The 14756-nt window shown below is 61.8% G+C and carries 12 protein-coding genes and 1 pseudogene; 6 read left to right on the top strand and 7 right to left on the bottom strand.

What is annotated here, in order from left to right; translation table 11 throughout:
* Nucleotides 1-84 precede the first annotated feature (84 nt).
* Nucleotides 85-2517: a TonB-dependent siderophore receptor gene (locus K5R88_RS11760; RefSeq protein WP_226299997.1), complete on the top strand. Its 2433-nt coding sequence runs from the start codon at nt 85-87 to the stop codon at nt 2515-2517.
* 258 nt (nt 2518-2775) lie between these two features.
* Here the strand turns inward: K5R88_RS11760 and K5R88_RS11755 are convergent, their stop codons facing one another.
* On the bottom strand, nt 2776-3927 hold the full coding sequence (locus tag K5R88_RS11755; RefSeq protein ID WP_226299996.1) for an MFS transporter: 1152 nt from the start codon (nt 3925-3927) through the stop codon (nt 2776-2778).
* Between the two features lie 165 nt (nt 3928-4092).
* Between K5R88_RS11755 and K5R88_RS11750 the strand changes: the two genes are divergently transcribed.
* Nucleotides 4093-5085: a diaminopimelate epimerase gene (locus K5R88_RS11750; protein ID WP_226299995.1), complete on the top strand. Its 993-nt coding sequence runs from the start codon at nt 4093-4095 to the stop codon at nt 5083-5085.
* 102 nt (nt 5086-5187) lie between these two features.
* On the opposite strand, the gene codA is transcribed toward K5R88_RS11750, so the two are convergent.
* From codA to K5R88_RS11725, 4 genes are all read right to left on the bottom strand, one after another.
* Entirely contained in the window at nt 5188-6435 is a 1248-nt protein-coding gene (gene codA, locus K5R88_RS11745; RefSeq protein WP_226299994.1) for a cytosine deaminase, read from the bottom strand.
* 268 nt (nt 6436-6703) lie between these two features.
* Nucleotides 6704-7528, bottom strand: a complete 825-nt coding sequence (locus tag K5R88_RS11740) for an alpha/beta fold hydrolase (protein ID WP_226299993.1) — start codon at nt 7526-7528, stop codon at nt 6704-6706.
* Between the two features lie 209 nt (nt 7529-7737).
* Nucleotides 7738-8094, bottom strand: coding sequence for a 6-carboxytetrahydropterin synthase QueD (queD, locus tag K5R88_RS11730; RefSeq protein ID WP_008025299.1), 357 nt, complete (start codon nt 8092-8094; stop codon nt 7738-7740).
* A 74-nt stretch (nt 8095-8168) separates the two neighbouring features.
* A complete protein-coding gene (locus K5R88_RS11725; protein ID WP_226299992.1) occupies nt 8169-9248 on the bottom strand; it encodes a patatin-like phospholipase family protein in 1080 nt (359 codons plus the stop codon).
* Nucleotides 9249-9527: 279 nt separating this feature from the next.
* On the opposite strand from K5R88_RS11725, the gene K5R88_RS11720 reads away from it, so the two are divergent.
* Genes K5R88_RS11720 through K5R88_RS11705 form a run of 4 tightly spaced genes read left to right on the top strand, consistent with a single transcriptional unit; the run spans nt 9528 to nt 12123 of the window.
* Nucleotides 9528-9836, top strand: a complete 309-nt coding sequence (locus tag K5R88_RS11720) for a PepSY domain-containing protein (RefSeq protein ID WP_008025303.1) — start codon at nt 9528-9530, stop codon at nt 9834-9836.
* Entirely contained in the window at nt 9836-10141 is a 306-nt protein-coding gene (locus K5R88_RS11715; RefSeq protein ID WP_008025305.1) for a PepSY domain-containing protein, read from the top strand. Before K5R88_RS11720 ends, K5R88_RS11715 begins: the two co-directional genes overlap by 1 nt.
* Before the next feature lie 3 nt (nt 10142-10144).
* Entirely contained in the window at nt 10145-10813 is a 669-nt protein-coding gene (locus tag K5R88_RS11710; protein ID WP_008025306.1) for a response regulator transcription factor, read from the top strand.
* On the top strand, nt 10810-12123 hold the full coding sequence (locus tag K5R88_RS11705) for a sensor histidine kinase (protein ID WP_226299991.1): 1314 nt from the start codon (nt 10810-10812) through the stop codon (nt 12121-12123). Before K5R88_RS11710 ends, K5R88_RS11705 begins: the two co-directional genes overlap by 4 nt.
* 126 nt (nt 12124-12249) lie before the next feature.
* On the opposite strand, the gene K5R88_RS30935 is transcribed toward K5R88_RS11705, so the two are convergent.
* On the bottom strand, nt 12250-12954 hold the full coding sequence (locus tag K5R88_RS30935) for a methyl-accepting chemotaxis protein (RefSeq protein WP_425288156.1): 705 nt from the start codon (nt 12952-12954) through the stop codon (nt 12250-12252).
* 201 nt (nt 12955-13155) lie between these two features.
* Nucleotides 13156-13212, bottom strand: a pseudogene (locus tag K5R88_RS30930) (hypothetical protein); the annotation flags it as partial.
* Nucleotides 13213-14756: the final 1544 nt, after the last annotated feature.

The raw sequence follows: 14756 nt of genomic DNA, 5'->3' as shown, positions 1-14756 counted from the left end.
TCGAGTTGATCGTCTTCCTGTCCAACTGCAACTGGTTTGCATTAACAGGCGCACACTCTTGCGATCCACAGGACTACGTTCGACGTGAAAAAAACCACCGCTAAAAACAACAACTCCCTTTGGTTGCCGCTGGCCCTTGCGCTGGCGGTCAACGCTGCGCTGCCCCAGGCCTTTGCCGCCGATGCCATTCACATCCCGGCGCAACCCTTGGGTCAGGCGCTGAGCGAGCTCGGCCAGCAAACCTCGTTGCAGGTTTTTTTCAGTCCTGAACTGGTCGCCGGCAAACAGGCCCCGGCGGTGGATGGCAACCTTTCGCCGGAGCAAGCCTTGCGCCAATTGCTGCAGGGCAGCGGTCTCGAGTATCAGATCGACGAAGGTTCGGTGACCCTGACGCCGGCTCCATCGCCGACTTCCGCCACCAACGGCCCGCTGGAACTGGGCGTGACTGACATCAAGGTCGTCGGTGACTGGCTCGGTGACGCCGATGCCGCCGTGGTGCAGAACCATCCCGGCGCCCGCACGGTGATTCGTCGCGAAGCCATGGTCGAGCAAGGCGCGATGAACGTCGGCGACGTGTTGAAGCGCGTGCCCGGCGTGCAAGTGCAAGAAGCCAACGGCACTGGCGGCAGCGATATCTCCCTGAACGTCGGCGTGCGCGGCCTGACTTCGCGTCTGTCGCCACGCTCCACCGTGCTGATCGACGGCGTACCGGCCGCATTCGCACCGTATGGCCAGCCGCAGCTGTCCATGGCGCCGATTTCCTCGGGTAACCTCGACAGCATCGACGTGGTGCGCGGTGCCGGTTCCGTGCGCTACGGGCCGCAAAACGTTGGCGGTGTGATCAACTTCGTGACCCGCGCAATCCCGGAAAAAGCCTCCGCCGAAATCGGCACCACCCTGGAAACCTCCAAGCACGGTGGCTGGAAGCACATCGACACGGCGTTTGCCGGCGGTACCGCGGACAACGGCATGGGCGTGGCGCTGTTGTACTCGGGCGTGAACGGCAACGGTTACCGTGAGCGCAACAACGGCAACGACATCGACGACGTGCTGCTCAAGACCCACTGGGCGCCGACCGATGTCGACGACTTCAGCCTCAACCTGCATTACTACGACGCCAGCGCCGACATGCCCGGCGGCCTGACTCAGGCGCAGTACGACGCCAATCCGTTTCAGTCCGACCGCAACAACGACAACTTCAGCGGGCGCCGCAAGGACGTCTCGTTCAAGTGGGCACGGCAGATCGATGACCGTACCCAGGCAGAAGTGCTGACGTACTACTCCGACAGCTTCCGTGGCAGCAACATCGCCGCCCGCGACCAGAAGACTATCGGCTCGTTCCCGCGTACCTATTACACCTTCGGCATCGAACCGCGGGTGTCCCATGTGTTCGACGTGGGCCCGACCACCCAGGAAGTCAGCGTCGGTTATCGCTACCTCAAGGAAGGCATGCACGAACAGGCGACCCGTCTGGAGCTGAACAAGAGCAACGAGCCTGTCGTGACCAAGGCCTCGGACGGCCATGTGTACCAGGACCGCACCGGCGGTACGGAAGCCAACTCCGTTTACCTCGACGACAAGATCGACGTCGGCAACTGGACGATTACCCCCGGCATCCGTTTCGAGCACATCAGCACCGACTGGCATGAGCGCCCCGGACGCGATGCCGATGGCAAGCGTGTGACGGAGAAGAATCGCAGCATCGAAAGCAACGAGCCGCTGCCGGCCTTGAGCGTGATGTATCACATTTCCGATGCCTGGAAACTGTTCGCCAACTACGAGACTTCGTTCGGCAGCCTGCAGTATTTCCAGCTCGGTCAGGGCGGTACGGGTGACAGCACCGCCAACGGTCTGGAGCCGGAAAAAGCCAAGACCTACGAGCTCGGCACGCGCTACAACGATGATGTGTGGGGCGGCGAAGTGACGCTGTTCTACATCGACTTCGATAAAGAGTTGCAGTACATCAGCAACGATGCGGGCTGGACCAACCTCGGCGCAACCACGCACCAGGGCGTTGAAGCATCGGTGCATTACGACATGGCGGCACTGGACCCACGGCTCGACGGCCTGAGCGCCAACGCCGGTTTCACCTACACACGTGCCGTGTATGAAGGGGAGATTCCGGGCTTCAAGGGCCGTGACCTGCCGTTCTATTCGCGCCAGGTCGCAACTGCCGGCTTGCGATATGACATCGACCGCTGGACCTACAACGTCGATGCGTTTGCCCAGTCCAAACAACGTTCGCCGGGCGTTGCCGTGAATTCCAATGGCAGCTTCACCAACAACTACATCACCGAAGGCACTGCCGACGGTCAGTACGGCGACATTCCTGGTTACGTCACCTGGAACGTGCGGGGCGGTTATGACTTCGGCGCGCAGCTATCGAACCTGAAAGTCGGCGCCGGGGTGAAAAACATCTTCGACAAACAGTACTTCACCCGCTCCAGCGACAACAACTCGGGCATGTACGTCGGCGCACCGCGCACGTTCTTCGTGCAGGCCAGTGTCGGGTTCTGATAGACCGAGTCGCCTGCATCGCCGGCAAGCCAGCTCCTACAAGATCGCCGGCGTGCACAGAATCTGTGTTCGCTGGAGATCCCTGTAGGAGCGAGGCTTGCCCGCGAAGATGGCTGTCCAGTCGATAGAAATGGCGCCTGACCCACCGCTTTCGCGGGCAAGTCGGATCGCCGCACCGCTCGCTCCTACAGTTGTTTCGCACATAGATAGTGTGTGCACTGACGATCCTTGTAGGAGCTGGCTTGCCGGCGATGCTTTTCAGGCCTTCAACACCTTCCCGCCAATGGCAACCGCCACCAGCAACACCGCCATCAGCCCAAAGGCAAAACTCAAACTGCTGCCGTGGGCGATGAACCCGATCACCGCCGGCCCCGCCAGAATCCCCGCGTAACCCAGCGTCGTAATCGCCGGCACGGCAATGCTTTCAGGCATGACCGTCTGCTTGCCCACGGCGGTGTACAGCACCGGCACGATATTCGAGCAGCCCGCGCCCAGCAGCGCATAACCCACCAGCGCCATCTCCCAGCTCGGTGCGAACGTCGCCAGAAACAGGCCGGTAGCGGCCGTCAGCCCACCGAACACGATCACCCGTGTCGCGCCTAGGCGCCGGACGATCTTGTCACCGGTCAACCGCCCGGCCGTCATGGTCAGCGCAAACGCCGCATAACCCAATCCCGCATAGGCCGTGTCGATCCCGCGTTCCTGCGCCAGGAACACCGCGCTCCAGTCCAGCGCCGCGCCCTCGGCGAGGAACACGATGAAACACATGCCGCCGATAAACAGCACGATGCCGTGGGGAATGGCAAAGGCCGGCCCGGAACTTTCGCTGCCATACGGCAGCAGGTGCGGCGCGGCTTTGCACAGTGCGATCAGCAGCAGCACGATCACCACCAGCATCGCCCCCAACGGAGAAACCCCAAAGCCGAGCAGGGCACTGACGCCCGCCGCCCCGACAATCCCGCCGAGGCTGAACAGCCCGTGGAAACCCGATATCATGGTTTTGCCGCTGGCGCGCTCGACGATCACCGCTTGCAGGTTCACCGTCGAATCCACCGTGCCGAGGCCCGCGCCGAACATGAACAAGGCCGCTATCAGCGCCGGGACCGAGGACACCGTCGCCAACAGTGGCAGCGCCAGACAGATCAACAACGTACCGCCCGTCAGCACGCGCCGGCAGCCGAAACGCGTGGCCAGCAACCCCGCCATCGGCATCGCCAGAATCGAGCCCACCCCCAGGCACAACAGCAGCAAACCGAGGGTGCCTTCATCCAGCCCGGCCCGGGCCTTGGCGTAAGGCACCAGCGGCGCCCACGCGGCAATCCCGAAACCGGCGATGAAAAAGGCAATGCGCGTGGACATCTGTTCCAGGCGTCCGGGCACGAAAGTGGTGGGCGTGTTGAGGTTGGTCATATCGATCCTTGGCAAAAAACGTCGCGTCCCCAAGGGACAGTGACTCACCCATGAGGTTCGATCAGTGTCCGGACGGTTTCGCGGTCAGGCAGGGTGACATCCTTGCACAGCCCGTCGCGGTTTCGCGATATGTTGCACGCCTGTGATGTTTACACGGGAGGCGTCATGACGCCGTTCTACGATGCTCGAGGCAATATCTACGCGGTAGTGGCGCCGGATGCAGTGCGCCGCGAAGGGATCGATTTACCTGAACAGGCCAGTCTGGCGGCGCAAACCCGCACGACCTGGGCAGTGTCGGCCATCGAGGCGTTCTGTGCCTGGGCGCCGGGCACGCAACCGCCCGGCAGCAAGGACCATCGTTGCGACGGTCTGCTAGTCGGCCCGTTTCAAACGTCGCCGCCGTTCGATCTGTTGATCGTCAACACCGACGGCACCCTGGCCGAGCGCAGTGGCAACGGGCTGACGATTTTCTCCCAGGCGCTCAGCGACCAAGGGCTGTTTCCGGAAAACGCGCCGTGTGTGCTCAGGGTTCATCACGACAAGGCCGACACGCCTTCGCCCGGTGAGATATCGGTGAACCGCGCGCAGGTCGAGGGTGTGCAGGGTTTCTGGCTGGATCTGGGCAAACCGGCGTTCGGGCCCGAGGCGGTCAGTGCTCAAGGGGTGACCGATGTGGCATTCAACGGTCGTGGGCTCAGCCACGTTCAATCGTTGTCGGCGCTGGATCCCGCCTGGTCCCGCAGCCAGTTCGTGCGGGTCGGCAATCCGCATTGCGTAACGCTTGTGGACGATGCCGAGGCATTGCCCGCCAATGAGCAGATGCGCGAAGCGCGATTGTCCGAAGGGTTGACGCGCATTGCCTACGCGATGCCGACCGGGGCAGGGCGACCGTGCCCGACGGGGGTTAATTTGCAATGGGCGATGCGCGAGTCAGCGGGGCGAATTGCTGCTCGGGTGTTTGAACGTGGGGAAGGGCCGACGGCGTCGTCCGGTACCAGTGCGAGCGCGGTGGCGTGTGCGGCGTGGCGCGTGGGTTGGGTGGTGGCGGGTGAGGTGAAGGTGGTGATGCCTGGTGGGACGGCGCCGATTTTGTTGGAGGAAACAGACGGGGAATTGAGTCGGGTCAGTTTGTTTGGTACGGCGCGGTTGATGGGGTGAATTTGAGATTGCCTTCGCGGGCAAGCCTCGCTCCTACAGGTTCGGCGATCCCTGTAGGAGCGAGGCTTGCCCGCGAAGGCGTCAGCTCAGCCAACACAAAACTCAGGGTTGCTCACCAAAAAACTCCACCACCGGCATCTGCCGCTTCATCAACACCTTCCCATCACGAACCGAATACAGCGGCAAGCCCTGACTGCGGATCACCTCGTAATCGCTGTCTGCCGAAAGAATCAGCAAATTCGCCGGCCGCCCGCGCTCCAGTCCATACCGCTCCCCCAGGTTCATCGCCCTGGCGCTGTTGTCGGTGACCAGGTCCAGCGCGCTTTGCAGGTTGCGATACCCGAGCATGTGACAGATGTGCAAACCCGCTTCGAGCACCCGCAAAATGTTGCCGTTACCCAGCGGATACCACGGGTCGACGATCGAGTCCTGGCCGAAGCACACGTTCATCCCCGCTTCGAGCAATTCATTCACCCGAGTGACGCCACGACGTTTCGGAAAGTTGTCGTAGCGCCCTTGCAGGTGAATGCTTTCGGTGGGGCAGGAGACAAAACTGATCCCCGAATGCCCGAGCAGGCGAAACAGTTTGGCGCAGTACGCGTTGTCGTACGAGCCCATGGCCGTGGTGTGGCTGGCCGTGACCCGCGAGCCCATGTCGCGGCTGCGGGCTTCTTCGGCGAGCACTTCGAGAAACCGCGAGTGCGGGTCATCGGTTTCATCGCAATGCACGTCCACCAGGCAGCCGGTGCGTTCGGCCAGGTCCATCAGGAACTTCACTGAGCTCACGCCCTGATCGCGGGTGTATTCGAAATGTGGAATCCCGCCGACCACGTCCGCGCCCATGCGGATCGCTTCTTCCATCAGCTCACGACCGTTGCGGTACGACTCGATGCCTTCCTGGGGGAAAGCGACGATTTGCATGTCGATCAGGTGCCGGCTTTCCTCGCGCACTTCGAGCATCGCCTTCAGCGCCGTCAGCTGCGGGTCGGTGACATCGACATGGGTACGCACATGCTGGATGCCGTGGGCGGCGAGGGCCTGGATGGTTTTCCTGGCGCGGGTCTTGGTGTCTTCCTCGGTGATCGTCACCTTGCGCTCGCCCCAGCATTCGATGCCTTCGAACAGCGTGCCGCTCATGTTCCAGCGCGGTTCGCCGGCGGTGAGCGTGGCGTCGAGGTGGATGTGCGGTTCGACGAAGGGCGGCACCACCAGGTTGCCGCCGGCGTCCAGATCATCGGGGCCCAGGGTCGGCGCTTCGGTCTGACGGGCAATATTGCTGATCAGGCCGTTTTCCAGGTGCAACTCATGCAGGCCTTCTTGGTTGCGCAGGCGGGCGTTGATGATGTGCATCAGGCGAATCCTTTTGGAGATCTTGTAGTAGTGCGCTGGCGCGTCAGTTATAGACATTAGCGCGGCAACGGAAATCGAGCATCGGACAGATGTGAACTTTGACCACGGCAGCGAAAGAAAAATGCCCGCCATTGATCGGGACCAACTGAAGAAACACCGCTTTTTGTAGGAGCCGGCTTGCTGGCGATCGCGGTATGACACGCAACATATGTGCCGACTGACACACCGCTATCGCCAGCAAGCCGGCTCCTACAAGGACTGGGTGTTTTCAGGGGGATTTGGGGAGAAAACGCAGCAGCGCGGCGACGATCGCCTCCGGTGCATCTTCCTGAACCAGATGCCCGGCATTGGGGATTGGGTGAAACTGCGCCCCCGCAATCATCTGCTGCAGCGCGCGGCCACGCTCGATGGGGATCCACTGATCATCCTCGCCCCACAGAATCTGCACCGGGCAACGAACCGTCGGGTACAACCCCTCGACCTCACGGGTATAGCGCTGATCCATCTGCGCGATCTGCCGGTAAAACGCCGCTTGCCCCGGATCGCCCAGCCACGGTTGCACGTAGGGCGCGAGTTCATCGTCGGGTATGTCGCGCTTGATCGCCCCGCGAACATAGGCCGACACAATCGCCCGCTGAATGTAATCGGGCACGCCGCTGAACGCCGCTTCATACTGACGCACCTGCTGCACGAACGGCGAACCCCACGGCGTCAACGCCACCGGGTCGATCAGCGTCAGGCTGCGGTAGTCCTTGCCGTTCAGCAGATGCGCGCGCAGCACCGTCGCGCCGCCGAAATCGTGGGCCACCACATCCGGGCAATCCAGACCCCAATGCTCCAGCAGTTGGGTCAACAACTCGTTCTGCACCCCCAGCGACACATCGCCTTCGACCTTCTCGGACAGCCCGTAACCCAGCAGGTCGAAATAATGCACCCGGTGCGACGTGATGAAGTGCGGCGCAATCCGGTGCCACACAAACGAAGAGAACGGCGTGCCATGCACGAACACCAACGGCGGGCCGTCGCCACGCACGGCGTAACGGACAGAGTGCCCGTTGAAGCGATAGGTTTGAGCCAGCGGCCAGTCAGTCATGGGTAAGTCCTCTTGGCGGGTGCAAGCCAAAAAGCATAGGCATAAAAAAACAGCCGATGAAGGCTGTTTTTTTAATCACTGACGAAACGCAGTTCCCCCTGTGGGAGCGGGCTTGCTCGCGAAAGCGGTGTATCAGTCGACATCTCTGTTGCCTGACACACCGCTTTCGCGAGCAAGCCCGCTCCCACAGGGGGAATGCGTTGTCTGGTTTATTCGCCGCGATAGATGCAACCGCTGGTGCAGGTCTCGTGAATACGGATCGCGCTCAGTTCTGGCAGCAATGGCTTGAGTTCAACCCAGATCCACTTCGCCAACACTTCACTGGTCGGATTCTCCAACCCCGGAATGTCATTCAAATAGTTGTGATCCAGGCGCTCATACAACGGCTTGAAGATCGCCTTGATCTCCGAGAAGTCGCGAATCCAGCCAGTATGCGGATCCAGATCGCCACTCAAATGAATCGCCACTTTGAACGAGTGACCGTGCAGGCGGCCGCACTTGTGGCCTTCCGGGACGTGGGGCAGGCGGTGGGCGGATTCGAAGGTAAATTCTTTGAAGATTTCCACAGTGTTTTCAGCTCTGTCAGGTGGCGATCGCCGCAGCGATGTGGGCAGGCGGCGAGTTTAACAGTTTGTCCTGACTAAAGGGTCAGCAAGCGTTCGCCAAGGCGACCGTTGGCGGCCAGTTCGAGAAACTCATCGCCCAGCCTGCGGCTTTCATCCATGGTTGCACGCCAGTATTTCTGCCGGCTCGGCGCATCGCCCATGAAACGCTTGAAGTCGTTACGGTCCGGCAGTTTGCCGTAGGGCAGGCGGGCCAGGTATTCCTTGGACGGCGCCAGCAACAGGACATCTTGCAAGCGCGTTGGGCAGGCACGGCGCCACGGCAGGGTTTTGTCGAACCAGCCGGGAATCACCCGGTCGGTGAAATGTGGATACAGCACGATGTCGTTGCCGCTGTAGGGCAGGTCGAGGTGATAGTCGAGCAGGCCGCCGTCGCGGAACGTTCCGGCGCCGGCGCCCGGCAGGTCGCGCACGCCTTCCATGACCATCGGGATCGAGCCCGAGGCGAGCAGGGCCTGACGCAGGTTGCCGGCATTCAGCGCGACGAAGCGCGAGGGGAAATCGTTCAGCGCGTTGACCGGCGGTGCCAGGCGCGGGTCGTGGATGATCAGACGTTCGAAATGCCGCGACAGCCGTGCGCGCCCCCGCAGGTTGTCGGCGATCACCGACGACAGGCCCAGCCCGAGACGACCGCGATGATCGTCCGCAAGCAGGCCATGGCTTTTGACCACCATGATGTTCAGCCGGTAATTCGCATTGCTCAGAATCGCCGCATCGCGACCGTCGAGCAGGTCATTGAGCATGCGTTGCGAGCTCTGGCTGATCTGCGCCATGGTCACGCCTTTGGCGAAGTTCTGCTCGGTGTACAGGTGACCGAGGCGGCGAATGCCTTCGGCGGCGTCCGGCAGGCAGGCACTGGCGAAGCGCCAGGAGCCGACCGAGGCGCCGATCAGCGACCGTTCACGCGGCGCGGCGGGCAGCCATTCGCCAAACAGCGCCAGGTCCAGACCTTGAATCCCCAACGCCTTCGGCCCGCCGGCAGCACCCGGCAACGTACCGACATCGGCGGCGTTCAGGCCGTGCTCACGGATGCGCGCCAAGGCACGCGGGCCGGCCTTGAGGGTCAGGGAAGGGAACTTGATGTGGATGGCGGTCATACCGGTCTCGATGTCTGGCAAGCGGGCGGATTATAAACAGTGTGGCTGCAGGGGGCGGCAATACCTCGCATTCGATGTTGCACCAGGAATCTGTAGGAGCACGGCTTGCCGGCGAAGGCGATGTCAAGGGCGCCTTCGCCGGCAAGCCGTGCTCCTACAGGTTTGGCGTATGCCGACGATAGCGTGATGCCATTCTTGATGATGGCAATTCAGTTTCAATTAAGTTCGAATCGCTAAGGTGCCTTCCGTACGCAACACATAAAAAATACGGAGACACCCATGAAAACCCTGACTGCCCTGTTCACCGCCTCCATCGTCGCCATGACCGTCAGCATCGCCCACGCTCGCGACTTGGGCCCCGACGAAGCCCTGCGGCTGCGCGACGCTGGTACCATTGTGTCTTTCGAGAAGCTCAACGCCACGGCATTGGCCAAACACCCTGGCTCGACGGTCACCGAAACCGAGCTGGAAGAAGAGTACGGCAAGTACATCTATCAGGTGGAGCTGCGCGACCCGCAAGGCCTTGAGTGGGACCTGGAATTAGACGCGGTCAGCGGGCAACTTCTCAAGGATCATCAGGATACGTAATGAAGGTGTGTTCATTGTCACGCATGGCGCTGGTGCTTCTGGCGTTTTGCTCGATCGTCATGGCCCGCGACCTTGATCAGGATGAAGCGCTGCGCCTGCGCCAGCAGGGCGTGATCCTGCCGCTCGAACAAGTGGTGAAGCAGGCGCTGGAGCGTTATCCAGGCTCAAAACTGCTGGAAGCCGAGCTCGAAGAGAAACACGACGTCTACATTTATGAAGTCGAGCTGCTGACCACCGAAGGCGTGGTTCGTGAACTGGACCTCGACGCCGCCACTGGCGAGTTACTGAAAGACAAGGAAGATTGACCGATGCGATTGCTGCTGGTGGAAGACCATGTGCCCCTGGCCGACGAACTGATGGCCGGCCTCAACCGTCAGGGCTACGCCGTGGACTGGCTGGCCGACGGCCGCGACGCGGTGTATCAGGGCAGCAGCGAACCGTATGACCTGATCATCCTCGACCTCGGTCTGCCGGGTTTGCCGGGGCTCGACGTGTTGGCGCAATGGCGCGCGGGCGGGCTGGCTACGCCGGTGTTGATCCTCACCGCGCGCGGCTCCTGGGCCGAACGGATCGAAGGCCTCAAGGCCGGCGCCGACGATTACCTGAGCAAACCTTTCCACCCTGAAGAGCTGCATTTGCGCATTCAGGCGTTGTTGCGCCGCTCCCATGGCCAGGTCAATCAACCGACGCTGCAGTCGGCCGGATTGCATCTGGACGAAGGCCGGCAATGCGTGACCCGCGACGGTGCCGACATCCAGCTCACCGCTGCGGAATTTCGCCTGCTGCGCTATTTCATGCTGCACCCCGAGCAGATCCTCTCCAAAAGCCACCTCGCCGAACACCTCTACGACGGTGAGACCGAGCGCGATTCCAACGTGCTGGAAGTTCACGTCAACCACCTGCGGCGCAAGCTCGGGCGCAGCGTGATCGAAACCCGTCGCGGCCAGGGTTACCTGTTCGGCGGGCAAGCGCAGTGAGGTCGATCCAGCGCCGCTTGAGTCTGGGGCTGATCAGCGTGATGGTGATCGTCGGCCTGGTGCTGGCGCAAACCAGCCTGTGGTTGTTCGAAGTGGGCTTGCAGCGCTACCTCGAAGCGGGGTTGCGCAACGACAGCGAAAGTTTGCTGGTGGCGCTGGTGCGCGGGCCGCAGGGCTTGCAGCTGGATGAACGCCATCTGTCACCGGCCTATCAACGGCCGTTTTCCGGGCATTACTTCCGTATAGATTTTGCTGACAGCCATTGGCGCTCCCGTTCGTTGTGGGATCAGGAATTGCCGCGCCTCGAACATCCCGGCCTGCACAGCAACCTGCAACTGGGGCCGGAAGGCCAGCAATTGCTGGTCTTGCGTTCGGACTATCGCCGTTTGGGACAATCGATCTCCATCAGCGTCGCTCAGGATTACACGCCGGTGCGCGAGAGTTTCAAGCGCATGCAGCAAGTGGGGCTGGGGCTGGGGCTGGCGGGGTTGCTGCTGATTTTGCTGTTGCAACGGATCACCGTGCACCGCGCCTTGCGTCCACTGGAAAAGGCCCGAGAGCAGATTGCTCAGTTGCAGCAGGGCCAGCGTTCGCAACTGGATGATCAGGTGCCGGTGGAACTTGAGCCGCTGGTGGCGCAGATCAACCATTTGCTTGCCCACACCGAAGACAGCCTCAAGCGTTCGCGCAATGCGCTGGGCAACCTTGGGCATGCCTTGAAAACCCCGCTGGCGGTGTTGTTGAGCCTGGCGTCCAGCGAGAAACTCGATGCCCATCCCGAGCTGCGCAAGATCCTCAATGACCAATTGGCACAGGTTCAGCAACGACTCAATCGCGAGCTTAACCGCGCACGGTTGTCCGGCGATGCGCTGCCGGGGGCGTTGTTTGATTGCGATGCGGAACTGCCGGGATTGCTCGCCACGTTGAACATGATCCACGGCGAACACCTTGAACTGAGCTATCGCGCGCCGGCCGGGTTGCAGTTGCCTTGGGATCGCGAAGACTTACTGGAACTGCTGGGCAACCTGCTGGACAACGCCTGCAAGTGGGCGGATGCCGAGGTGCGGTTGAGCGTGGTCGAGACGGCTGCAGGGTTTGAGCTAAGCGTGGAAGATGATGGGCCGGGCATTCCCGAGGACCAGCGTGCTCAGGTGTTCAGCCGGGGTACGCGGCTGGATGAACAGGCGCAAGGGCATGGGTTGGGGCTGGGGATTGTGCGCGACATCGTCGACACGTGGGGCGGGGTGTTGCGGCTGGAGGAGAGCGAGTGGGGCGGGTTGAAGGTCGTCATCGGACTGCCCAAACGCTGACATTGAAAACCCCGATAACCTGTAGGAGCCGGCTTGCTGGCGATGGCGTTCTGTCAGGCAACACATGTGTTGAATGTATCGCCGCCATCGCCAGCAAGCCGGCTCCTACAGGAGGTGTGTTGTCAGTCAGACGCGGAATTGATCCATCAGGCTCTGTTGCTGATTCGCCAGGCTATTGAGCGACTGGCTCACCCGCGCCGACTCATTGGCCTGCCCCGACAGCGACTCGGTCACGTCCCGGATCGTCGCCACGTTGTTGTTGATCTCTTCCGCCACCGCGCTTTGCTCTTCCGCCGCTGAGGCAATCTGCAGGTTCATGTCGCTGATCACCGTCACTGCGTCGCCGATCTGGCGCAACGCCGTGACGGCCTGGCTGACCTGCTCGACACTGCCCTGAGCCTGGCGATGGCTGTTGTTCATCGACCCCACCACATCCTGCGTGCCGTTCTGCAACTGCTCGATCACCAGACGGGTTTCTTCAACCGACTCCTGCGTACGCCGCGCCAGGTTGCGCACTTCGTCGGCGACCACCGCAAAACCGCGTCCGGCCTCACCGGCACGGGCCGCTTCGATGGCGGCGTTGAGGGCCAGCAGGTTGGTCTGCTCGGCGATGGCGCGGATCACTTCCAGTACCGAACCGATTTTCTCGCTGTTGGCCGCCAAGCCTTCGACCTGCACCATCGCTGCGCTCATGTCGGCGGCGAGGTTGTCGATGCTGGTGGTGGTCTGGTCGATCACGGTCAAGCCACGGCGGGTGGCGTGATCGGCATCGCGCGCCGCTTGTGCCGCTTGTGCCGCGCTGCGGGCAACGTCCTGGGCGGTGGCGCTCATTTCGTGGGAAGCGGTTGCCACCTGATCGACCTGACGGTATTGCTGTTCCATGCCGGCGCTGGTCTGCGTGGCGATGGCAGAAGACTGGTCCGCCGTGCTGCGCGCGTCCTGGACCGAGCGTTTCACCTCGGCGATGATCGGCTGCAACTTGTCGAGGAAACGGTTGAACCAGCCGGCCAACTGGCCCAGCTCATCCTTTTTGTCGTAGGCCAGGCGCCGGGTCAGGTCGCCTTCGCCGCTGGCGATGTCTTCGAGCATGTGCGCCACGCCCAGAATCGGTTTGGTCACGCTGCGCGCCATCAGCCACACCAGCAACAGGCCGATCAACGCGGCCAGCACGCCGAGGCCGAGTTCGACCAGTGTGCCGGCGGTATTGCTGTCATCGAGTTGTTTTTTCAGGGTTTCGGCGGGGCCGACCAGGACTTTTTCCGGCACGTCGAGCAACACGCCCCACGATTTGCCGTCGGGGATCGGCTGGAACGGCGACAGCACTTTCAACTGCTGGTTGCTGTGCAGGCTTGCGGTTTTGCTGCTGGCGGCGAGCAGGCGGATCAGTTCGGTGCCGTTGGTTTTATCCACAGCGTCCAGGCGCTGGGCGAGTTTGCTGGCGTCCGGGCTGTAGCCGGCGAGCAAACCGGCCGGGCTGATGATGCTGACGTTGGTCTGGCCGTCATAAAGCTTCTTGCTCGCGCCCTGGCTGACGGCTTGCAGGCTGTTGAGGTTGATGTCCACCGACAGCGAGGCGATGACTTTGCCATTGACCATCAGCGGGAACACGATGCTGGTCATCAGCACGTTCTGGCCGTCGATCACATAGAAGTAGGGTTCGATCACGCAGGGCTTGAGCGAGGTGCGCGGGCAGGTGAACCAGGCGTTGGCGGGTTCACCGCTGGGGCCGGTGCTGGTGTCGGCCATGTCAGTTTCGGGCAGCGCCATCGACGTCACCTTGCCGGGGGTCGGTTGCGACCAGTACAGCGCGAAACGGCCCTTGTCGTTGCTGCCCAGCTCAGCCTGGCCGGCAAACAGTTCATCCTTGCCGTCCAGCGCATTGGCTTCGAACACCAGCGACAGGCCGAGCAATTCCGGGTTGGCTTGCAACGCGGACTTGACCTGGCGGGTCAGGTCTTCACGCAGGTCGAAGGCATCGAGAAAGCGCTTTTCGGCCTGATCGCGCAGGAACAACACCTGACGGGAAAAGCCGTGGCCATATTGATAGGCATCCATGAACTGCTGGCGAATGTTCAGCGCCTGGTTTTCGCCCTGGGACTCGATCCGGGCCTGGGCGGCTTCAGTGAGCATCTCCATGCTCGAGGCTTTCACCAGCTCGGAACTGTGCTCCATGCGATACAGCGAAAGACCTACCAGCAAGGTCACGATACCGGCGAGGCAAAGCCCGGCCAGCAGGGTGATTTTCCATTGAATGGAAAGTTGTCTGAGCGACATGGAGACGTCCTTATTCGATAAATATCTGAGACTTTGCACTGTAACGGCTGAAAATCTGCTTTCTTTATGCCGTCCGACGGAAATCGAATCACCCGCACAACCCTTGTAGGAGCCGGCTTGCTGGCGATAGCGGTGGGTCAGCCAATCCGTTATTGACTGGACGGACGCCATCGCCAGCAAGCCGGCTCCTACAGGGGGCGATGTCGTTTCGGAAAGGTCGCGGTGTGGTTCCGACAGGGGCGGCGTCGCTCGTGCGTTCGGGTCGCTGGCTTTGACAAGGCGGTGATGGTCCGGCACAGTGCGCGCCCTCTAATAAAACCCATTCCTTATCCCGCTGGCGGCTCTTCGCAGACTGCCGG

Origin of the sequence: Pseudomonas sp. MM213 (assembly GCF_020423045.1) — a bacterium.
Classification (GTDB): Bacteria; Pseudomonadota; Gammaproteobacteria; order Pseudomonadales; family Pseudomonadaceae; genus Aquipseudomonas; species Aquipseudomonas migulae.
This window is presented reverse-complemented; position numbering and strand designations above follow the sequence as displayed.